Raw genomic sequence first — 19,676 nt, forward strand, 5'->3', positions numbered from 1 at the left:
TTGAATCGATTAACTCAACTATAAAAAACCAGCGCCATGGCGCTGGTTTTTCCTTTTGCCCATGTTCAAACATTTCTTGCCCCTGACCGTCCTGTGCCTGTCCCTCTCGGCCTGCTCGACCCTGACTTCCCCCTTTTCGTCCGGCGCCGCGCCGTCCGGTAATGCCGTCGCGCCTTACCGCGAACAGGTGGAACTGACGGGCCGCCTGAACGTCGTGTACCAGAAGGATGACAAGCCTGAATCGGCCACCGTCAATTTCAACTGGCAACAGACGGCGCAGCGCACGGACGTGACCCTGTATTCGCCTGTCGGCAGTACGCTGGCGACGATTGCCGTCACGCCGCAGCAAGCCGTATTGACGCAGAGCGGCAAGGCGCCGCGCAGCGCGCCCGATGTCGATACCCTGAGCGCGCAGATGCTGGGCTGGTCCTTGCCCGTGTCGGGCTTGCGCGACTGGCTGCAAGGCTATGCCGTGGGCGCCGATGGCAAGCGTTTCGTCGCTTCGCCGGCGAACGACAGCGTCACCACGAAAGATGGCTGGCGCTTGCGCTATGTGTCGTGGCAAGAAGTAGGGCAAAATGCGGCCGACAAGACACCGGGCGCCTTGCCCCAACCGCGGCGTATCGATGCCGAACGCAATGCCAGCGCGCAGGCCGATGCCGTCTCGCTGCGCATCGTGCTCGATCCCGCCCCATCCGCTCAAGCACAATGACGTTGACTACCCTGAATAACTGCCCGGCTCCCGCCAAGCTGAACCTCTTTTTGCACGTCAACGGCCGCCGCGCCGATGGCTACCATCTGCTGCAGACGGTGTTCCAGTTGCTCGACCATGGCGACACCTTGCACTTCGCGCTGCGCGACGACGCGCTGATCCGCCGTGTGACGGCACTGGCCGGCGTGCCGGAAGAACAGGATTTGATCATCCGCGCCGCCAAGCTGCTGCAGGCGGAAGCGCTGCGCCGCACGGGCGCCTTGCCGCGTGGCGTCGATATCGCCATCGACAAGGTGCTGCCCATGGGGGGCGGACTCGGCGGCGGTTCATCCGATGCGGCCACGGCCCTGATGGCATTGAACCGCCTGTGGCAGGCGGGCTTGAGCCGCGAGGAATTGATGGCGCTGGGCTTGCCGCTGGGTGCCGATATCCCGTTTTTCATCTTTGGCGAAAACGCCTTTGCCGAAGGCGTGGGCGAGGCCTTGCAGCCCGTCGCCACGCCCGAATGCTGGTACGTGGTGATCGAGCCGGGCGTGCAAGTGCCGACCGCCGCAATTTTTTGCGCGGAAGGCTTGACGAGAAATACCGAACCCGTCACAATAGCGGACTTTTCCAGGCACCTCGCAGAAGGAAACGATGCGGGCGGGTTTGGCAAGAATGATTTACAGCAAGTGGCATGCAGTCTTTTCAAGCCGGTAGCAGATGCGGTAGAATGGCTGGGTGCTTACGGTGAGGCCAGGATGACTGGCTCCGGTGCTTGTGTATTCAGTGCGTTTGGCAGTCAGGAAGAAGCGGATGCGGTGCTCAGCAATGTGCCACCAGTCTGGATCGCCTGGAAGGCAAAAGCGCTGAGCCGCCACCCGATGCTCACCATGTTGTAGAGAGCAAAAAAAGATTTTGCTTAGCGTCAAATAGTCGGTATAATACTGGCCAACATGACGGCAAGCAGTCAGTAACGTAGGGGAATCGCCAAGCTGGTTAAGGCACTGGATTTTGATTCCAGCATGCGAAGGTTCGAATCCTTCTTCCCCTGCCACCATTTCACCGTAGTCTGTCGATGCGAAGTTGGCGTCCAGTGCGGGAAAAAGCAGATATGTTGCCACGCGGCATATTCTAAACAATGACTGACCGGGCCTATGCCCGGTTAGTGCTTTTCAAGACTTCTATATCACCTCTTGGGACTCCCATGGCTTACGAAAACCTGATGGTTTTTACCGGCAACGCGAATCCAGCGTTGGCAGAGGGGGTCGCAAAAAACCTCGGCATCCCTCTCGGTAAAGCAAACGTTTCGAAATTCTCCGACGGCGAAGTAATGGTCGAGATTAACGAAAACGTGCGCGGCAAGGATGTTTTTGTTTTGCAATCCACCTGTGCTCCAACCAACGACAGCCTGATGGAAATCATGCTGATGGTTGATGCCTTGAAACGTGCTTCCGCTGGCCGCATCACCGCCGCAATTCCTTACTTCGGCTACGCCCGCCAAGACCGTCGTCCACGCTCCGCGCGTGTGGCGATTTCGGCCAAGGTGGTGGCGAACATGCTGGAAGAAGCCGGTGTCGAGCGCGTCCTGATCATGGACTTGCACGCTGACCAGATTCAAGGTTTCTTCGATATTCCAGTCGACAATATTTACGCTTCGCCAATTTTGCTGGGCGACCTGCAAAAGAAAAACTACCAGGACCTGCTGGTGGTGTCGCCGGACGTCGGCGGTGTGGTACGTGCGCGCGCCCTGGCAAAACGCCTGGGCTGCGACCTGGCCATTATCGACAAGCGTCGTCCAAAAGCGAACGTGTCCGAAGTGATGAACATCATCGGTGAAGTCGAAGGCCGCAACTGCGTGATCATGGATGACATGGTCGACACGGCAGGTACCCTGACCAAGGCTGCCGAAGTGCTCAAAGAGCGCGGCGCGAAAAAAGTCGTGGCGTATTGCACGCACGCGGTGCTGTCGGGCCCGGCGATTGACCGTATTTCGGCATCGCCACTCGATGAGCTGGTCGTGACCGATACGATCCCCCTGTCCGAAGCGGCCCTGGCCTGCGGCAAGATCCGTCAATTGACGTGCGCGCCGCTGCTGGCCGAGACGTTCAAGCGCATCATCAAGGGTGATTCGGTTATTTCCCTCTTTATCGATTAATTCGACAAGAGCAGCAACAGACGTAATGCCTGCGGCGCGACCGGCTTTTTGCCTGTTGCGCCGCAGTGTTTTCATTTTCGGGGTGTTTTGCACCCCATTTTCGAGGATTCCTGGTCGCGGGAGTCTTCATAACACAAGGCGCAAGCCTTGTTCTTCTTGGAGTTTCACATGAAAGTTATCGCATTTAAACGCGAATTGCAAGGTTCCGGAGCGAGCCGCCGCCTGCGCATTTCCGGCCAAACCCCTGGTATCGTCTACGGTGGCGCTGAAGCCCCGGTGCTGATCTCGCTGGATCACAACGCCCTGTACCACGCGTTGAAAAAAGAAGTGTTCCACTCGTCGATCCTGGACCTGGAAATCGACGGCGTTTCCCAGCAAGTTCTGTTGCGCGACTTCCAAGTCCACGCATACAAACAACTGGTTCTGCACGCTGACTTCCAGCGCGTTGACTCGAAGCAAGCTATCCACGTGAAAGTGGCGCTGCACTTCGTCAACGCTGACGTTTCCCCAGCAGTCAAACTGCACGGCGCGACCATCAGCCACGTAGCCAACGAAATCGAAGTTTCGTGCCTGCCAGGCCAACTGCCAGAATTCATCAACGTTGACCTGTCGAACATCGACGTCGGTCACTCGCTGCACGTTGGCGACCTGGTCCTGCCAGCTGGCGTGACCGCTGTCACCCACGGCGCCAACCTGACCATCGCTACCGCTTCGGTACCGGCTGGCCACGTTGCTGCTGAAGCCGCTGCTGCTGAAGTTGTTGCTGACAAGAAGTAATTTTGCCGCCGCAGCTATGCGGTAGTCGCAAGGAAAAACCCGTCCGGTTCGCTCCGGACGGGTTTTTTTCTGCCTGTTTTCACCGATAATACGTTTTTACACTGCAGACACAGCCATGCCCATACGCCTGATCGTCGGCCTCGGCAACCCGGGACCCGAATACGAACAAACCCGCCACAATGCCGGCTTCTGGCTGGTGGACAACCTCGCCAACAGCTTGCCCGGCACGCGCTTGCAGCGCGATTCGCGCTATAACGCCATGCTGGCCAAGGCTTCCATCGGCGGCAATGAAGTCTGGCTGCTCGAACCGCTGACTTTCATGAACCGCTCGGGCCAGTCCGTGGGCGCGCTGGCGCGCTTCTTCAAGATTGCCGCAGATGAAGTGCTCGTCGTGCACGACGAACTCGATCTGATGCCTGGCGTCGCGCGCCTGAAGAAGGGTGGCTCGGCCGGCGGTCACAATGGCTTGAAAGACATTACGGCCGCGCTTGGCACGCAGGATTACTGGCGCTTGCGCCTGGGCATCGGCCATCCGCGCACCTTGAGCCTGCAGCAGCAGGTGGCCGATTTCGTGCTGCACCGCCCGCGCCGCGAAGATCAGGAGCTGATCGAGCAGGCGATCGACAAATCCTTGCAGGTGATGCCGCAGATCGTCGAGGGCAAGTTCGAGGCGGCCACGATGAAGTTGCACACCGCGTAATTATTTCCCCGCCTTGCCGAAGCCGGCCATGATGGTTTTCGCCATCTGCTGCTGGCTGGCCTGGGCGCTGCTGCCTTCGCCCGCGTTGGCGGCGATCAGCAAGCCGTCGCCGCTGCCGGGCGCCAGCGCGATCAGCGCGTGCCAGTAGCCGTTCGAACCCAGGTGCGTGAGCACGCGCTGCGGGGCCTGGGGCGGAAAGTGCATCACACCCCAGCCCAATGCCGCATTTGTGTCGCCCTGCGCCGTGTGCAGCAACACATACGTTTCCTGTTTCAGCAGTTTCCCCTTGCCTTGCTCGCCATGCAGTTGATCGAGCGCAAATTTGGCCCAGTCTTGCATGCTCAGGTGAATTTCCCCATCGGGCGCCATCATCAGCGGATTGCTGGCCATCAAGCCCGCGATCGGCTTGTTTTCCTTGTGGCCCAGGTTTTGTCCCCGCACGGTGGGGCCGAAGGCGGCCCGCATGCCCAGCGGGCCGAACACCTCCGCCTGCATCAGTTCCTCATATGTCTTGCCCGTGACCCGCTCGGCGATGGCGGCGGCGATCATGGCGCCGCTGTTCGAGTAGTGCGATTCGCCGCGCGGCGCGGCTACCGGCACATCGGCCAGCGCCCGCTGCGCGTATTCCAGGCGCAGCAGGGGCAATGGCCGCGTGTCCGTATAGGTGGAATTGATCCATGCCTCATCGGGATTGGGCGGCAGGCCGGCGCGGTGCGACAGCAGATCCTTCAGGTTGACGTCACGGTACTCGGCGCGCATGCCGCCGGCCAGCGCGGGCAGCATGCTGGACAGCGGCGCATCCCACGACAGCACGCCCCGTTCCACCAGCCGCGCGATCAGGGTCACCGTCATGGCCTTGCCGTCGGAGCCGATATTCCACACGTCATCGGCGCGCACGCTATCGTGCCCGTCATTGGCCCGCACGCCCGCTTGCGTTTGCGCCTCGATCTTGCCGTCGCGGATGACGAGAATGCCCATGGCCGGCACGCTCTTGTCGGCCAGCGCCTGCTGCAGCATGGCATGCAAGTCATGGGCGCGGGCGGCGCCGCTGAGCAAAAAGGCGGTGCTGCAAACGAGTGAGGCAAGCAGGGTTTTCATCGTGTCTCCAGTCGATAGGGGTGAGCGAACATGTTAAAATGGTCGCAAAACATGATTTAATTATTGTTTTACGATAATTTATTCTAGCGAGACTTGACGCTTTCGTATACTTTTAAATATGAAAAAAAATCCAGAGGGACCGGCGGCGCTGAGCCGGCGCGTGCGCTACGGCGTCTCCGCGTTCTTTGTGCTGTACCTGCTGCTGACGGTGCTGGGCTGGCTGGCGCCCGCGCCAGCCGCGCATGGCAGCCTGGGCGATGCGGGCATGTATGAATTGTTGCTGCAATTGCAGAGCCAGCCATTCGAGCGCCTGGCGGCCATGTCCTTGTGGCAGCGGGGTCTGGGCCTGGCGCTGGCCTTGCCAGCCTTGCTGGTGCTGGGCGACGCCGTGCGCCAACTGGCCGTGGTCTTGCGCCAGTTCGAGCAGGGCGTGTTTTTTACGCCGCAGGTGGCGCGACACTTTCGCCGTTTTGCCGGCGGCTTGCTGCTGGGAACGGTGTTGACGTTGCTGGAGCCGACCGTGCGCGGCATGCTGTTTGGCTTGCTGGACGAGGGGACGAGCCAGTTGCGCCTGGTCATCGACATCACGGGCGGCGACTTGTGGACCTTGCTGCTGTGCACGGTTTTCCTTGCGCTGGCGCAAATCCTGCATGAAGGCCAGCGCCTGGCCGATGAAAACAGCGGGTTTATCTGATGGGCATCGTCGTGCGCCTCGACCTGGTACTGGCCAGGAAAAAAGTGAAATCGAAGGAACTGGCGGCCTTCATCGGCATCACGGAACAGAATTTGTCCCTCTTAAAGTCGGGCAAGGTGCGCGGCGTGCGCTTCGATACCCTGTCGAAAATCTGCGAGATGCTCGAATGCCAGCCCGGCGACATCCTGGAATTCGATGCGTCGCAGCCGGACGACGGGGATGGCGACAGTTAGCGGCACAGAGGGCGGTTTTTTTGAAGAGTAGGGTGCATAGAGGTACAATTGACCCTTACAAGCATTAATACAGCAAGATTATCCAGAAAACGCCCGCAACGGCCGTTTTGCACCAGCCGCTTGCCGGCAATATTGATTATTTAAAGGTTTTCCATGAGTCTCCAATGCGGTATCGTCGGCTTGCCGAACGTCGGCAAGTCCACCCTGTTCAATGCACTGACGAAAGCCGGCATCCCGGCTGAAAACTATCCGTTCTGCACCATCGAGCCGAACGTCGGCGTCGTCGAAGTGCCGGATCCGCGCATGGATGCGCTGGCCGCCATCGTCAAGCCGGAACGCATGGTCAACGCCATCGTGGAATTCGTCGACATCGCCGGCCTGGTGGCCGGTGCATCGAAGGGCGAGGGCCTGGGCAACCAGTTCCTGTCGCACATCCGCGAAACGGACGCCATCGTCAACGTCGTGCGCTGCTTCGAAGATGACAACGTCATCCACGTGGCCGGCAAGATCAATCCGCTCGACGATATCGAAGTCATCCAGACTGAACTGGCGCTGGCCGACATGGGCACCGTGGAAAAAGCCATCCACCGCGAAAACAAGAAAGCCCGTTCGGGCGACAAGGACGCGGCCAAGCTGCTGGCCATCATGGAACGCATGATGCCTTACCTGAACGATGCCAAGCCCGTGCGCGCCATGGGCCTGGACGCCGACGAAATGGAACTGATCAAGCCGCTGTGCCTGATCACGGCCAAGCCGGCCATGTTCGTGGCCAACGTGTCCGACACGGGCTTCACGAATAACCCGTTGCTGGACCAGCTGACGGCCTACGCGCAATCGCAAAACGCGCCCATCGTCGCCATCTGCGCCGCGCTGGAAGCGGAAATCGCCGACCTGGACGATGCCGACAAGGGCGCTTTCCTGGCCGACATGGGCATGGAAGAGCCAGGCCTGGACCGTCTGATCCGCGGCGCCTACAAGCTGCTGGGCCTGCAAACCTACTTCACGGCTGGCGTGAAGGAAGTGCGCGCCTGGACCATCCATGTGGGCGACACGGCACCGCAAGCGGCCGGCGTGATCCACACCGACTTCGAACGCGGCTTCATCCGCGCGCAAACCATCGCCTATGACGACTTCATCGCCTACAAGGGCGAAGCGGGCGCCAAGGAAGCGGGCAAGATGCGCGCCGAAGGCAAGGAATACGTGGTCAAGGATGGCGACGTGCTGAACTTCCTGTTCAACGTCTAAGGACAGATGCTTGCTGGCGAGCGCCAGCAACATACTGCATTCGTCCATTGCGAAATGCCGCTCAATGTATTTGGGCGGCATTTTTTTGTCTGTGATGTGAAAGGCTTGCCATGCAGTCAGAGAAACACCCGCTCGTTTCCATTGTCATGGCCACGTATAACCGGAGCAATATCCTCGGGTATGCGATTCAATCGGCACTCGCCAGCACCGTGCAGGATTGGGAACTGATTATCGTCGGCGATTGCTGCACCGACGACACTGCCGAGGTGGTAGCCGCGTTCGGCGACGCGCGCATCCGCTTTGTGAACCTGGACACCAATTACGGCGAGCAGACGGGACCCAACAATCTCGGTGTCAGCCTGGCGCGTGGCACCTATCTGGCATTCCTGAACCATGATGACCTGTGGTTGCCCGATCATTTGCAAAGCAGTATCGATGTCCTCGAGCGCGCCGGCGCTGACCTGGTCTTTGGCCAGGGACTGGTAGTCTTGCCGGAGGGATATCACATGGTGGGGGCGGTGGCGGACGGCGTGCAACCATACCGTCCGTGGATGGACGTACCGGCCACGCTGTGGGTCATGCGGCGTGAGCTGGCCCTGCAGATCGGGCCATGGCAGCCGTCATGGGAAGTGCGCTGCTGGCCGTCGCAGGCGTGGTTGCACCGCGTGTACCGCGCGGGTCGACCGATGCTGGCCCATCCCCGCATCGGCGCCATACTGATCCAGTCTGGCAGCCGCAGCAATTCCTACCTGGACCGGCAACACGCCGAGCATGCGTTCTGGTGGGAACAGATGCAAGATCCGTTAAATATTCTGCAGGCTGTCACCACGCTGTACGGCAAGGTGGGCCATGAGCGTCGCATTGCACCGCTTCAATGTGTGGTCACTGCCATGAAAGCGTTGTCGCGCCGAATGTTATATAGCGTTGGCATGTGGCCGCCACAACCCAGTTATTGGCTTAAATATTGGCGTAAAGGAACGTTTATACGCGAATTGCGCCGCCGCCGGGGATTGAAGGACCTGCCGCGGCGATAGATAATACGGTTGCAATACATAAGAGCATTTTTATAAAATTTCTGGGGGTAATCTGGTGGCTGAGAAAGATAACTGGTTGTTGGCTGGCGCGAAGCAGGATGGCGAAAGCATTACCAAGGAATGGAAGCCGACGACACCTTCCTTGATCGATGGCGTGATTTTTCAGGAAATCAAGCCTGTCTTGACGGCGTACGGTAGCCTGACTGAAATTTTCCGTACTGAATGGGTGCCCGATGCGGCGCAGATAGGCCAGATATTCGCCTCGACCCTGGAGCCGGGCGGGCTGAGCGCCTGGCATGCGCATGCCATCACGACGGACCGCCTGTTCGTGGCGGCGGGCCAGATGCGCGTGGTGCTGTACGACGCGCGCGTAGATTCGCCCACCTTTGGCATGCTCAACGAATTCAAGCTGGGCACCAAGCGTCCCGGCCTGCTCGTCGTGCCGCCGCGCGTCTGGCATGGCGTGCAGAATTACTGCAGCACGCCAGCCATCCTCGTCAATGCGGTGGACCATGCGTATCGCTATGATGCGCCGGACCACTGGCGCGTGCCGGCCGATTCGGACACGGTGCCGTATCGTTTCTCCAACGACAGGCATGGCTGAAATGCCCTGCCCGGCTGAATGATGCGCCTAACCCGTCTCGCGGGTTTTTCAGCCGGCCCCATCTTGTCGCTGCTGTGCAGCCTTGCCACCGTGCCTGCCGTGGCCTGGCTGTTTCCGCCTGCCGACATCGGCAAGCTGGATTTCTTCATGACCGCGTGCACGGTGGCCGGTTTGCTGCTGTCGCTGGGGCTGGATAAGGCCTTTCTGCATGAATACCATTACAGCACCGTGCGTAGCGGCTTGCTGAAGGCGTGCCTGTTGCCGGCCGTGCTGCTGGCTCCCGTGGCGCTGGCCGTGATACTGCTGTTTGCCGCGCCGGTAGCGCAACTGTTATTTGACGTTGCGCAACCCGCACTGGCCGTCTTGTTCGCGGCAGGCATGCTGAGCGCCCTGGCCAATCGCCTGATCGCGCAACTCTTTCGCATGCAGGAGCGCGCCTGGATATTCAGCCTGGCGCAGGTGCTGCCAAAAATGACGCTGCTGTTGCTGCTGCCTGTCCTGTGGTGGGATCCGCAGCGCAATTTCGTGCACTTGGCAACCCTGGTCGTGGCCGCCACCTGGCTGGTCACGCTATGGCTGCTGTGGCATGCGCGCGTATCGCTGGCGCAAGCCTGGGCTGCCGCCATGGACCGCGTGCTGCTGCGGCGTTTGCTTTCCGAGGCGGGGCCCCTGCTGGTGAGCGGCATTTTCTACCTGTCCATGCTGTCGGCCGGCATGGGCTTGCTGCGTTTCTTTGCCGGCTTTGAGGAACTCGGTATTTATGCGCTGGCCATGCGCGTGGCCGCCGGCGCCTGGCTGGTGCAGTCGATTTTCACGATTGTCTGGGTGCCGCAAGTGCACAAATGGGCCGCCGCCGGTGGCGACCTGTCGAATATTGCCGCCATTTGCCGCCATGCGCAGGCCATCGTGGTCGTGGGCTTTTGCCTGGCGGGCGCCCTGGCCTGGCTGATCGGATGGATATTGCCTCCCAATTATCATGGCGTCGCCTACCTGGCAGTGGCCACCGTGGGCCAGCCGCTGCTGTACGCCCTGGCGGAAGTGAGCGGTGTCGGCATCAGCCTGGCCCGCCGTCCCTCCTTATCCATCGCCGCTTTCGCGGCAGGCTTGCTGGGCACCTTGCTGGCGGGCGCCGTGCTGGTGCCGCGCTGTGGCGCCACGGGCGCCGCCGTGGCGCAGCTGCTGGGTTTCCTCGTGTATTTTGTCGTCAAGACGGAACTGGGCATGCGCGTCTGGCGTCCGCTGCCGCGCCGTTCGCTGTACCAGAACGCCATCGTGCTGTCGCTACTGGCGATGGGGCATGCCCTTTTTGCCCAGCGCCTGGGGCTGCTTGCTCCGCTGGCGTGGGGCGTGCTGCTGGCGGCCGCACTGCACGTCTATCGGCCTTCGCTATGGGCCGCCTTCAGGCTGCTCAAGCCGGCCAGGCAGCAGGGCTGACAGCATTTGCTGCCCGCCGCCGTGTTGCGCTTTCCTTGTTACTCCGCGTACAATGAGAATAATTCTCATTTATAATCCGATGCGCCTGTTCTTGCCGGCCGTTGGCGACAGGAAGGGTATCGTGAGCACCGCCGAGTTAGCGCTTCAGCAGCAAGTCAGCAGTCTTTACACCGACCACCATCACTGGCTGCGTGGCTTGCTGCGCCGTAAACTCGGCAATGCCTTCGATGCGGCCGACCTGGCGCACGATGTGTACCTGCACCTGATGAAGACGGGCAGGGTGCCGCCGGCCGGGGAGTCGCGCCGTCACCTGACGCAGATCGCCAACGGCATGGTCATCGACCTGTACCGCCGCCGCCAGATCGAAGCGGCCTACCTGGAAGTGCTGGCCCTGGTGCCCGAAGCGCTGGCGCCGTCCGAGGAAGAGCGCGCCCTGGTGATCGAGGCACTGACGGAAATCGATGCCGTGCTGCACCGGCTGCCCGCCAAGGCGCGCAAGGCATTGCTGCTGTGCAAACTCGATGGCCTGAGCTACCGCGACATCGCCGCCGAACTGGACGTCTCGGTGTCCTCCGTCGAAAAATACATCGCCGCCGGCTTGCTGGCCTGCTACGAGGCCATGCATGCGCCGGACGCCTGAGCCATGGAGGTGGTGATTGCACCGGCCATCGTGCAGCAGGCGGCCCAGTGGATGGCGCGCCTGTGGTCCGATGACTCCAGCGAGGAAGACCGGGCTGCCTGTGCCCGCTGGCGTGCCGCCCATCCGCACCACGACCTCGCCTGGCAGCGTTTGCAAGCGTTCGAAGGCAAGCTGCACAGCGTGCCGCGCGATGCGGCCCGGCATGCGCTGCGCGAACCGGCGCCGGCCGCCTACCTGAACCGCCGCCGTGCCCTGAAGCTGCTGGCCGTGCTGCTGCCCGTGGGCGGCATGGCGTACCTGCTGCGCGGCACGGATGCCTGGCAAGTGGCCACGGCCGGCCACGGCACCGGCACAGGCGAGATCCGCGAGATTACTTTGCCTGACGGCACGCGCGTGATGCTCGCTTCCGCTTCCGCCATCGACGTGCGCTTCGACGCCAGCGAGCGCTTGCTGATCCTGCGCAGCGGCGAAATCCTCGTCACGACGGCGCACGATCCCGATCCGGCGCAGCGGCCTTTCCGCGTGCAGGGACGCCACGGCACGGTGCGGGCGCTGGGCACGCGTTTTACATTGCGGCAAGACGAACACACGTCGCGCGTGGCCGTCTTCGAGGGCGCCATCGAAGTGCGCCTCGCGCATGCGCCTGGCCAGGCCGTGCGCATCGACACGGGTTACAGCGCCATCTTCTCGGCCGACATCGTGCAATCGGCAGCACCCGTGCCGGCCAGCGCCATGGCCTGGAGCAAGGGCGTGCTGGTGGCCGACAACATGCGCCTGGACGAGCTGCTTGCGGAACTGGCCCGCTATCGCCCCGGCCTGCTGCGCTGCGACCCTGCCGTGGCCAGCTTGAGCGTCAATGGCGTATTTTCCCTGCGCGACACGGACCGCGCGCTGCACAACCTGGCGCTGGCCTTGCCCGTGCAAATCGTTGCGCGCACGCGCTACTGGGTGACGGTGCAAGCCATACCCTAACCTCTGCCTGACAATTTCGCGGGCCCGATTGAGGGTTTTACATTCTCGTTCGGGATATAGGGTGAGAGCCACCTTTAATCATTGACCTTATGCACGTTTTCCCCCGCCTTTCCCATGAGTAGCCCAAGCCGCCAGGCCGGCCCGATCAGCCGGATACTCCAGCCCATCCGCGGACGCCTGATCGCCGCCGCCGTGCTGGCCGGCGCTGGTTCCATGCTGACCCTGGTACCGCTGGCAGGCATCGCGCAGATCGCGCAAATCGCCCTGAATCCCGCGCTGGCGCGAGGCGATGTATGGCAGATCATCATCGCCAGCGTCGCTTGCCTGTTTGCCGGCATGGCCCTGATCTCGCTGGGCGAGCTGGCCGCGCACCTGGCCGACAACCGCCTCACCCATCAACTGCGCCTGCAAGCCATGCAGCGCCTGGGGCAAGTGCCGCTGGGCTGGTTCACCAGCCGCGCTTCGGGCGAGGTCAAGCAGGCGATGCAGGACGACATCAATACCCTGCACAGCCTCACGGCGCACTTCTACACGACGACGGGGCGCGCCGTGGGCGCCATCGCCATCTCCATTATTTACCTGTTCGCCATGGACTGGCGCCTGGCCCTCATTGCCATCCTGCCATTTCCAGGCTTCTTCCTGTTCTTTGGCCGTGCCATGAAAGCCAGCGGCGGCAACATGGAACAATTCGTCGCCGGCATGGGGCGCATCAACAATGCCGTGGTGGAGTTCGTCAACGGCATTCCCGTGGTCAAGGCCTTTGGCGCCACGGGACGCGCGCATGGCAGCTACCGCACTGCCGTCGATGCGTTTGCCGCGGCATTCGCCGCGTTTACGCGTCCGCTGGTCGGCTCGATGGCGAATGCCAATGCCCTGATCGCGCCCGTCGCCGTGCTGGGCGTGGTGGTGATTGCCGGCACGGCCTTCGTGGCGCTGGAGGCGATGGCGCCTGTGGATATCCTGCCGTTCGCCCTGATGGCACCCGGCATGTCCGCGCCCATGCTATTGCTGCATTACCTGACGCATGACCTCAACAATGCCACGGGTGCCGCCCAGCGCGTGCAAGCCTTGCTCGACACGTCCGTACTGGCGCAGCCGGCACCGGATGAGCAGCAATTGCCAGCTGGCACCGAGATTCGCCTGGAAGGCGTCGCTTATGCCTACGATGGACACAACAAGGTGCTGTCGGACATCACGCTCACTTTGCGTCCTGGCACGGTGACGGCCATCGTCGGCGCCTCCGGTTCCGGCAAGTCGACCCTGGCACGGTTGCTGCTGCGCTTTTTCGACCCGACCGAAGGACGCATCACCCTCGGTGGCGTCGACCTGCGGCACATCGCCACGCCCGAGCTGTACCGGCGCATCGGTTTTGTGCTGCAGGAAGTGCGGCTGATCCACGCCAGCGTGCGCGAGAACATCGGGCTGGGCCGGCCGTCGGCCAGCTTGCAGGAAATTGAAGCGGCGGCGCGCCTGGCGAACATTCACGAGCGCCTCCTGGCCTTGCCACGCGGCTACGATTCCGTCATCGGCGAGGATGCGCAACTGTCCGGCGGCGAGTTGCAACGCGTGAGCATCGCGCGCGCCGTGCTGCTCGACCCGTCCGTGCTGGTGCTCGACGAGGCGACGGCCGCGGCCGATGCGGAAAACGAAGTGGCGATCCAGGACGCGCTGTCGCGCTTTGCCCAAGGCCGCACCCTGCTGGTGATCGCGCACCGGCTCGACACGGTCATGCATGCCGACAATATCGTCGTTGTCGAGAACGGTGTCATCGTCGAGCAGGGCAGCCATGCCGGCTTGCTTGCCCACCAGGGCCGCTATGCGCAACTGTGGGCGCTGGGCGGCTATCAAGACACCTCGAAAGAAACGGTGCTTCCATGCTGAAAACATTCATTCAACTGCTGGGCGACGATGCGCCCGTGTTTCGCCGCTATGTTGCCATGGCGCTTGCGTACGGCGTGCTCAGCGGGCTGACGATCACGGCGCTGGTGCTGGCCCTGGGACGCTTGCTGGCCGGCGATACGGGCGGTGCGGCCCTGTGGCTAATCGTGCTGCTGGCCGGGCTGGTCGCTTGCTGGGCCTGGCGGCGCCAGGTGGAAAAAGCCGGCGTGCGCGTGGGCGTGACGGTCTTGCAAGGGGCGCGCCAGCGCCTGGGCGACCACGTGGCGCGCCTTCCCGTCGGCTGGTTCACGCCGGAGAATACGGCAAAGCTGGGCCACGTCATCACGCAAGGCATGATGAATGTGGCGCAGCTGCCCGCCCACGTGCTCACGCCTGTCATCTGCGGTGCCGTCACGCCCGTGGTGATGCTTGCCGCGCTGTTTGCGCTGCACTGGCAGCTGGGTGTCATCGCGTTGCTGGCGCTGCCCCTGCTGGCCGGCGCCTTGCGGCTCACGGCATACCTGGGCCAGCGCGCCGACGATGCCTACCACCATCATTTTGCCCAGACCAGCCAGCGCCTGGTGGAGTTTGCGCAAGCGCAATCGGTGTTGCGCGCCTTCAATGGTAACGGCGGTGGTGCGGCTGACGGCGGCACGCGTTTCCTGCAGCAAGCCATCGACGCGCAGCGCCACGCGGGCACGCGGCTCATTTATCTGTCGGCGCTGTCGTCCGTGCTTAACGCCTGGACCGTGCAAGCCATCTTCGCCGCCTTGCTGGCCGCCGCCGCGCTGTGCTTCAATCGTCTGCCGGGCGGAGCCGCCGCTGCGCAAGACTCCATCGCCGTCATCGTGGCCTTGCTGCTGGTGGTGCGCTTTGTCGACCCGCTGCAGGAAGTGGCCAGCTATGGCGAAGTGCTGCGCGGCGCGCGCGGCCCGCTGGACGCGGCGCGCGAGATTTTCGCCGTGCAGCCCTTGCCGGAAGCACACAAGCCGCAGGCGCCGCGCGATGGTTCCGTTGAACTGCGCGGCGTGGCTTTCCGCTATGCACAGGATCAGACCGACGTATTGACGGACATCAACCTGCAGATTGCGCCGGGCAGCATGACGGCGCTGATCGGCGCCTCCGGCTCCGGCAAGACGACCCTGGTGCGCCTGATCGCGCGCTTCTTTGACGCCAGTGCCGGCACGGTGCTGGTGGGCGGCGTCGATGTGCGCGACATGTCCAGCGAGCAACTGGCCGGCCAGATCAGCCAGATCTTCCAGGACAGTTATCTGTTCCAGGGCAGCATCGGCGACAACATCCGCATCGGCAAGTCGGATGCCACCGATGCCGAGGTGCTGGAAGCGGCGCGGCAGGCGGGTGTGACCGAAATCATCGCCCGCTTGCCGCAGGGGCTCGATACCCTGGTGGGCGAGGGCGGCGCGCGCCTGTCCGGCGGCGAACGCCAACGTATCGCGATTGCGCGCGCGCTGGTCAAGGATGCGCCGATTCTGCTCGTCGACGAGGCGACAGCCGCGCTCGACGCGGAAAACCAGGCCGCCATCGCCGAAGCGCTGGCGCGGCTGCGCGGCAGGCGCACGGTGATCGTCATCGCGCACCAGCTGTCGACGGTGGCCATGGCCGACCAGATCGTCGTGCTGGACGGTGGCACGATTTGCGAGCATGGCACGCCAAGCGCCTTGCGCGCGCAGGACGGCCTGTATGCGCACTTCCTGGCGCAGCGCCAGGCGGCCAAGGGCTGGCGCATCGCCTCCGCCGCGCCGCAGCAATGAACGGGATGACGATTTGACACGCGCGAGTCTGCTGTGCCTGTTCTTCCTGCTGTGCTGCGCGTCCTTGCTGGTCGGTGCAAGGCAGATGGAGTGGGCGCAGCTGTTGTCCTCGTCCGACGCGCTGTCCGCCGATGCTTGGTTGACCCTGACGGCCAGCCGCCTGCCACGCCTGGCAGCGCTGGTGCTGACGGGTGTGGGCCTGGCTGTCTGCGGCGTCATCCTGCAGCACATCGTGCGCAACAAATTCGTCGAACCGGCCACCTCGGGCGGCCTCGACGCGGCCAAGCTGGGCATCCTCGTGGCGCTGACCATGGCGCCCGCGGCGGGCACTGCCGGCAAGATGGCGTTCGCGCTGGCCTTCTGTTTTGCCGCCAGCGTACTGTACGTTGCCCTGATCCGCCGCATCCGCTTCAAGAACACGATCCTCGTCCCCGTCATCGGCCTCGTGTATGGCGGCGTGCTCAGCGCCTTGGCCGAATTCTATGCCTACCGCCACAACATCCTGCAAAGCATGCAGGGCTGGCTGCTCGGCGATTTTTCCCGCATCGTGCAGGGCAATTATGAAATCATTTATCTGACCCTGCCCATCGTTGCCCTCACGTATGTGTACGCGCAGCGTTTTACCGTGCTGGGCATGGGCGAGGGCATGGCCACCAGCCTGGGCTTGAACTATGCGGGTACGGTGGCGCTGGGCTTGATGCTGGTGGCCGTCACGGTGGCGGCCACGGTGATCACGGTGGGGGCGATCCCGTTTGTTGGGCTGGCCATTCCCAACCTGGTGGCCTTGCGTTACGGCGACAACCTGGCGCGCACCCTGCCCATCGTGGCGCTGGGCGGCGCGGCGCTGCTGCTGGCCTGCGACATCGCCGGGCGCCTGCTGATCTATCCATTCGAAGTGCCGATCGGCCTGACGGCGGGCGGCGTGGGCGGGGTGCTGTTCCTTGTCCTGATCATCCGGGGGCGGCGATGAGGCGTGTATTGAAGCAACGGACGCTGTGGCTGGCCGTGTTTGCATTGGGGCTCGCTTTCCTCTTCATCGGCGCAAATCTCGACTTCGATTACGTCATCCCGAAGCGATTATCGCGCCTGGCCGCCATCGTCATCGGCGGCGTCTGCGTGGCCGTGTCGTCCATTGTGTTCCAGACCATCGCCGGCAACCGCATCCTGACGCCGGCCGTCATGGGCTATGAAGCCGTGTATTTGCTGTTGCAATCGCTGCTGATCCTCGCGATGGGCATGCACAGCGTGGTGCTGCTGGGGCAGAACGGCAACTTCGTGCTGTCCATCGCGCTGATGCTCGCGTATTCCTGGGCCATCCACTATTGGTTGTTTCGTGATGGCAAGAACAACGTGTATTTCCTGTTGCTGCTGGGATTCGTGCTGACGATGGTGATCGGCACATTGACCCAGTTCATCCAGCTGCGCATCAGTCCCGGTGAATTTGCCATTTTGCAGGGTTTCAGCCAGGCATCGTTCAACAAGGCGCAGCCCGCACAATTGCTGTACTCGGCCTTGCTGGTGGGCGCTGCCTGCGTGGCGGTGGTGAAAACCCTGCCGGCGCTCGACGTGCTGGCGCTGGGGCGCGAGCAGGCCATCTCGCTCGGTATCGATTACCGGCGCATGGTGCGGCTGCAACTGGCGCTGATCGCCGTGCTGGTGGCCGTATCGACAAGCTTGCTGGGGCCCACGGCCTTTATGGGCATCTTTGTAGCGAACACGACTTACGCCTTGGCCCGCACGGCACGCCATCGCGTCACCTTGCCCTTGGGCTGCGCCATCGCCATCGCCATCTTCCTGGCCGCCCAGCTGCTGGTCGAGCACGTTTTCAACTACCGGACCACGGTTGGCATCCTCGTCAACCTGGTGTGTGGCGCGTATTTCCTCGCGCTCATGGTCCGAACCCGGGGCACCGCATGATCCACGTCAACCATATCGAAAAAAGCTACGGCGCCAGGCGCGTGCTGGACAACGTCAGCGCGCAGTTTCCCAAGGGCAAAGTGACGTCCTTGATCGGCCCGAATGGCGCCGGCAAGACGACCTTGCTGATGCTCATCGCGCGCCTGCAGGAAGCGCATGGCGGCGAGATTACGATAGACGGGCGCAGCATCGCGCACATCAAGATCCAGGACTATGCGCGACTGGTGGCCACCCTGCGCCAGTCGCCCGATTTTCATCTGCGCCTGACGGTGGAAGAGCTGGTCGCCTTCGGGCGCTTTCCTTACAGCCGAGGTAGCTTGACGCCGCAAGACCGGGAAGCCATCGATGACGCCATCGCCTTCCTTTCGCTGGAGCATCTGCGCCTGGCGTATGTCGATGAGTTGAGCGGCGGCCAGCGGCAGATGGCTTTCCTGGCCATGACGATAGCCCAGCAGACGGACATTTTGCTGCTTGACGAGCCGCTCAACAACCTCGACATGAAGCACGCCGTGCAGATCATGCGCGCGCTGCGGCGCCTGTGCGACGAGCAGGGCCGCACCGTGGTCCTGGTGATCCACGACATCAATTTCGCCGCCAATTATTCCGACCACATCGTCGCCATGCAGGGCGGCGCCGTGCGCTTTTCCGGTCCCGCCCACGAGGTCGTGACGGAACAGCGCTTGCGGGCGCTGTACGACATCGATTTTCACATCGTGCGCAACGAGCGCGGCTGTGTCTGCAATTACTTTACCCCCACAGGAGCTTGAGATGATCTGGAACAAATCCCGCTGCGCGCTGGCCGTGCTGCTCGCCGCCATGGCCGCCCTGCAAGGCTGCAGCGACAAGGCGGCCACGGCGCCGCCAGCGCCCGCCGCTTCCGCGTCAGAGCAGGTATTTACCCCCATCACCATCGAGCACAAGCTGGGCACGACGGTGCTCACACATCGTCCGCAGAGGGTGGCCGTGCTCGACATGAACGAAGTTGATTTTCTCGACCAGCTGGGCGTGCCCGTGGCCGGCATGGTGAAGGATTACGTGCCGCATTTCCTCACGCGCTACAAGGAAGACCAGGGTATCCGCGACCTGGGCGCCATCGTGCAGCCGAATCTCGAGCACATCCATGCGCTCCAGCCCGATCTGGTGCTGATGACGTCGATCCAGGCCAACCACTACAAGGAACTGAGCCAGATCGCGCCCACCTTGCATTTCGACGTGGATTACCAGAACAGCGAGAGCAAGCACATCGAGGTGGTCAAGCAACACTTGCTGACCCTGGGGAGCATCTTCGGCAAGGAAGATATCGCCAGCCGGAAAGCGCAGGAGCTCGACGCCAAGGTGGCGGACGCGCGCAAGGTGATTCAGGACCGTCCCGAGAAGGCGCTCATCGTGCTGCACAACAATGGCGCCTTCAGCGCGTTCGGCGTGCAGTCGCGCTACGGTTTTGTCTTCGATGCGCTGGGCGTGAAACCTGCCAGCACAGCCGTCGAGGCGGGCTTGCATGGCCAGCCGATTTCCAGCGAATTCATCCAGCAAGCCAATCCCGACATCATCTATGTGGTGGACCGCACGGCCGTGATGGAACACCGTCCCGTCATGACGGCCGAGCAGATGGCCAATCCGCTACTGCGCCAGACCAATGCCTGGAAGAATGGCCGCGTGGTCTTTGTCGATGCCGACGCCTGGTACATCACGGCGGCCAGCGTGACGTCGCTGAAGCGGGTGATCGACGATGTGCTGAAGGGCTATCAGTAATCAATAGTTTTCGTAATGATTCGTATTTGCATTGAGGGTTTTGCCTTTTCGTTCGGGAGATAGGGTGAGAGCAAGCA

At 62.5% G+C, this 19,676-nt stretch carries 20 protein-coding genes and 1 tRNA gene; 20 read left to right on the forward strand and 1 reads right to left on the reverse strand.

Annotated features, from left to right (window positions below; genetic code table 11):
* The first annotated feature begins 61 nt into the window (after positions 1–61).
* The 6 genes from CSQ91_RS24365 to pth all read left to right on the forward strand — a co-directional run bounded on the left by CSQ91_RS24365 (position 62) and on the right by pth (position 4,326).
* Positions 62–712 carry an outer membrane lipoprotein LolB gene (locus CSQ91_RS24365; RefSeq protein ID WP_099389862.1) on the forward strand — a complete coding sequence of 217 codons (651 nt, stop codon included), beginning with the start codon at positions 62–64 and terminating at the stop codon, positions 710–712.
* Positions 709–1,593, forward strand: a complete 885-nt coding sequence (gene ispE / locus CSQ91_RS24370; RefSeq protein WP_099389863.1) for a 4-(cytidine 5'-diphospho)-2-C-methyl-D-erythritol kinase — start codon at positions 709–711, stop codon at positions 1,591–1,593. The genes CSQ91_RS24365 and ispE overlap by 4 nt, the downstream gene beginning before the upstream one ends.
* 78 nt (positions 1,594–1,671) lie before the next feature.
* Positions 1,672–1,748, forward strand: a tRNA-Gln gene (locus tag CSQ91_RS24375).
* Between the two features lie 150 nt (positions 1,749–1,898).
* The gene (locus CSQ91_RS24380; protein ID WP_034753270.1) at positions 1,899–2,849 is read left to right on the forward strand and encodes a ribose-phosphate pyrophosphokinase; all 951 of its coding nucleotides are present in this window, start codon (positions 1,899–1,901) and stop codon (positions 2,847–2,849) included.
* Between the two features lie 168 nt (positions 2,850–3,017).
* Positions 3,018–3,626 carry a 50S ribosomal protein L25/general stress protein Ctc gene (locus tag CSQ91_RS24385; protein WP_034778340.1) on the forward strand — a complete coding sequence of 203 codons (609 nt, stop codon included), beginning with the start codon at positions 3,018–3,020 and terminating at the stop codon, positions 3,624–3,626.
* Positions 3,627–3,741: 115 nt separating this feature from the next.
* Positions 3,742–4,326 (forward strand): aminoacyl-tRNA hydrolase, encoded by a 585-nt coding sequence (gene pth / locus CSQ91_RS24390; protein ID WP_099389864.1) that lies wholly within the window; start codon positions 3,742–3,744, stop codon positions 4,324–4,326.
* On the opposite strand, the gene CSQ91_RS24395 is transcribed toward pth, so the two are convergent.
* Positions 4,327–5,424 (reverse strand): serine hydrolase domain-containing protein, encoded by a 1,098-nt coding sequence (locus tag CSQ91_RS24395; RefSeq protein WP_099389865.1) that lies wholly within the window; start codon positions 5,422–5,424, stop codon positions 4,327–4,329. It lies immediately after the preceding gene.
* A 118-nt stretch (positions 5,425–5,542) separates the two neighbouring features.
* Between CSQ91_RS24395 and CSQ91_RS24400 the strand changes: the two genes are divergently transcribed.
* The 14 genes from CSQ91_RS24400 (at position 5,543) to CSQ91_RS24465 (ending at position 19,599) form a co-directional block, all read left to right on the forward strand.
* A complete protein-coding gene (locus CSQ91_RS24400; RefSeq protein ID WP_099389866.1) occupies positions 5,543–6,118 on the forward strand; it encodes a DUF2975 domain-containing protein in 576 nt (191 codons plus the stop codon).
* Complete coding sequence (locus tag CSQ91_RS24405; RefSeq protein ID WP_034778346.1) at positions 6,118–6,351, forward strand: helix-turn-helix domain-containing protein; 234 nt, start codon at positions 6,118–6,120, stop codon at positions 6,349–6,351. Before CSQ91_RS24400 ends, CSQ91_RS24405 begins: the two co-directional genes overlap by 1 nt.
* Positions 6,352–6,504: 153 nt before the next feature.
* Complete coding sequence (gene ychF, locus CSQ91_RS24410; RefSeq protein WP_034778348.1) at positions 6,505–7,596, forward strand: redox-regulated ATPase YchF; 1,092 nt, start codon at positions 6,505–6,507, stop codon at positions 7,594–7,596.
* A gap of 110 nt (positions 7,597–7,706) precedes the next feature.
* Positions 7,707–8,630 (forward strand): glycosyltransferase family 2 protein, encoded by a 924-nt coding sequence (locus CSQ91_RS24415; protein ID WP_099389867.1) that lies wholly within the window; start codon positions 7,707–7,709, stop codon positions 8,628–8,630.
* 55 nt (positions 8,631–8,685) lie between these two features.
* Positions 8,686–9,234 carry a dTDP-4-dehydrorhamnose 3,5-epimerase family protein gene (locus tag CSQ91_RS24420; RefSeq protein ID WP_083299562.1) on the forward strand — a complete coding sequence of 183 codons (549 nt, stop codon included), beginning with the start codon at positions 8,686–8,688 and terminating at the stop codon, positions 9,232–9,234.
* An 18-nt stretch (positions 9,235–9,252) separates the two neighbouring features.
* Complete coding sequence (locus CSQ91_RS24425; RefSeq protein ID WP_099389868.1) at positions 9,253–10,668, forward strand: lipopolysaccharide biosynthesis protein; 1,416 nt, start codon at positions 9,253–9,255, stop codon at positions 10,666–10,668.
* A gap of 121 nt (positions 10,669–10,789) precedes the next feature.
* Entirely contained in the window at positions 10,790–11,308 is a 519-nt protein-coding gene (locus CSQ91_RS24430; protein WP_099389969.1) for a sigma-70 family RNA polymerase sigma factor, read from the forward strand.
* A gap of 3 nt (positions 11,309–11,311) precedes the next feature.
* The gene (locus CSQ91_RS24435; protein WP_099389869.1) at positions 11,312–12,280 is read left to right on the forward strand and encodes a FecR domain-containing protein; all 969 of its coding nucleotides are present in this window, start codon (positions 11,312–11,314) and stop codon (positions 12,278–12,280) included.
* Between the two features lie 114 nt (positions 12,281–12,394).
* Complete coding sequence (locus tag CSQ91_RS24440; protein WP_099389870.1) at positions 12,395–14,161, forward strand: ABC transporter ATP-binding protein; 1,767 nt, start codon at positions 12,395–12,397, stop codon at positions 14,159–14,161.
* On the forward strand, positions 14,155–15,930 hold the full coding sequence (locus CSQ91_RS24445; protein WP_099389871.1) for an ABC transporter ATP-binding protein: 1,776 nt from the start codon (positions 14,155–14,157) through the stop codon (positions 15,928–15,930). The genes CSQ91_RS24440 and CSQ91_RS24445 overlap by 7 nt, the downstream gene beginning before the upstream one ends.
* A 13-nt stretch (positions 15,931–15,943) precedes the next feature.
* Positions 15,944–16,900: an ABC transporter permease gene (locus tag CSQ91_RS24450; protein WP_257217464.1), complete on the forward strand. Its 957-nt coding sequence runs from the start codon at positions 15,944–15,946 to the stop codon at positions 16,898–16,900.
* Positions 16,897–17,847: an iron chelate uptake ABC transporter family permease subunit gene (locus CSQ91_RS24455; RefSeq protein ID WP_099389873.1), complete on the forward strand. Its 951-nt coding sequence runs from the start codon at positions 16,897–16,899 to the stop codon at positions 17,845–17,847. Before CSQ91_RS24450 ends, CSQ91_RS24455 begins: the two co-directional genes overlap by 4 nt.
* A complete protein-coding gene (locus CSQ91_RS24460) occupies positions 17,844–18,614 on the forward strand; it encodes an iron ABC transporter ATP-binding protein (protein ID WP_099389874.1) in 771 nt (256 codons plus the stop codon). The genes CSQ91_RS24455 and CSQ91_RS24460 overlap by 4 nt, the downstream gene beginning before the upstream one ends.
* A 1-nt stretch (position 18,615) precedes the next feature.
* Positions 18,616–19,599: a siderophore ABC transporter substrate-binding protein gene (locus CSQ91_RS24465; RefSeq protein ID WP_099389875.1), complete on the forward strand. Its 984-nt coding sequence runs from the start codon at positions 18,616–18,618 to the stop codon at positions 19,597–19,599.
* The last annotated feature ends 77 nt before the right edge of the window (positions 19,600–19,676 follow it).

This window comes from Janthinobacterium sp. BJB301 (genome assembly GCF_002735685.1).
Taxonomy (GTDB): domain Bacteria; phylum Pseudomonadota; class Gammaproteobacteria; order Burkholderiales; family Burkholderiaceae_D; genus Janthinobacterium; species Janthinobacterium lividum.

Coding starts and splice junctions, on each gene's coding strand:
- CSQ91_RS24445 (WP_099389871.1), top strand. CDS start 14,155: ATGCTGAAAACATTCATTCAACTGCTGGGCGACGATGCGCCCGTGTTT.
- CSQ91_RS24455 (WP_099389873.1), top strand. CDS start 16,897: ATGAGGCGTGTATTGAAGCAACGGACGCTGTGGCTGGCCGTGTTTGCA.
- CSQ91_RS24395 (WP_099389865.1), bottom strand. CDS start 5,424: ATGAAAACCCTGCTTGCCTCACTCGTTTGCAGCACCGCCTTTTTGCTC.
- CSQ91_RS24415 (WP_099389867.1), top strand. CDS start 7,707: ATGCAGTCAGAGAAACACCCGCTCGTTTCCATTGTCATGGCCACGTAT.
- CSQ91_RS24460 (WP_099389874.1), top strand. CDS start 17,844: ATGATCCACGTCAACCATATCGAAAAAAGCTACGGCGCCAGGCGCGTG.
- CSQ91_RS24365 (WP_099389862.1), top strand. CDS start 62: ATGTTCAAACATTTCTTGCCCCTGACCGTCCTGTGCCTGTCCCTCTCG.
- ychF (WP_034778348.1), top strand. CDS start 6,505: ATGAGTCTCCAATGCGGTATCGTCGGCTTGCCGAACGTCGGCAAGTCC.
- CSQ91_RS24400 (WP_099389866.1), top strand. CDS start 5,543: ATGAAAAAAAATCCAGAGGGACCGGCGGCGCTGAGCCGGCGCGTGCGC.
- CSQ91_RS24380 (WP_034753270.1), top strand. CDS start 1,899: ATGGCTTACGAAAACCTGATGGTTTTTACCGGCAACGCGAATCCAGCG.
- ispE (WP_099389863.1), top strand. CDS start 709: ATGACGTTGACTACCCTGAATAACTGCCCGGCTCCCGCCAAGCTGAAC.
- CSQ91_RS24435 (WP_099389869.1), top strand. CDS start 11,312: ATGGAGGTGGTGATTGCACCGGCCATCGTGCAGCAGGCGGCCCAGTGG.
- pth (WP_099389864.1), top strand. CDS start 3,742: ATGCCCATACGCCTGATCGTCGGCCTCGGCAACCCGGGACCCGAATAC.
- CSQ91_RS24425 (WP_099389868.1), top strand. CDS start 9,253: ATGATGCGCCTAACCCGTCTCGCGGGTTTTTCAGCCGGCCCCATCTTG.
- CSQ91_RS24405 (WP_034778346.1), top strand. CDS start 6,118: ATGGGCATCGTCGTGCGCCTCGACCTGGTACTGGCCAGGAAAAAAGTG.
- CSQ91_RS24440 (WP_099389870.1), top strand. CDS start 12,395: ATGAGTAGCCCAAGCCGCCAGGCCGGCCCGATCAGCCGGATACTCCAG.
- CSQ91_RS24385 (WP_034778340.1), top strand. CDS start 3,018: ATGAAAGTTATCGCATTTAAACGCGAATTGCAAGGTTCCGGAGCGAGC.
- CSQ91_RS24465 (WP_099389875.1), top strand. CDS start 18,616: ATGATCTGGAACAAATCCCGCTGCGCGCTGGCCGTGCTGCTCGCCGCC.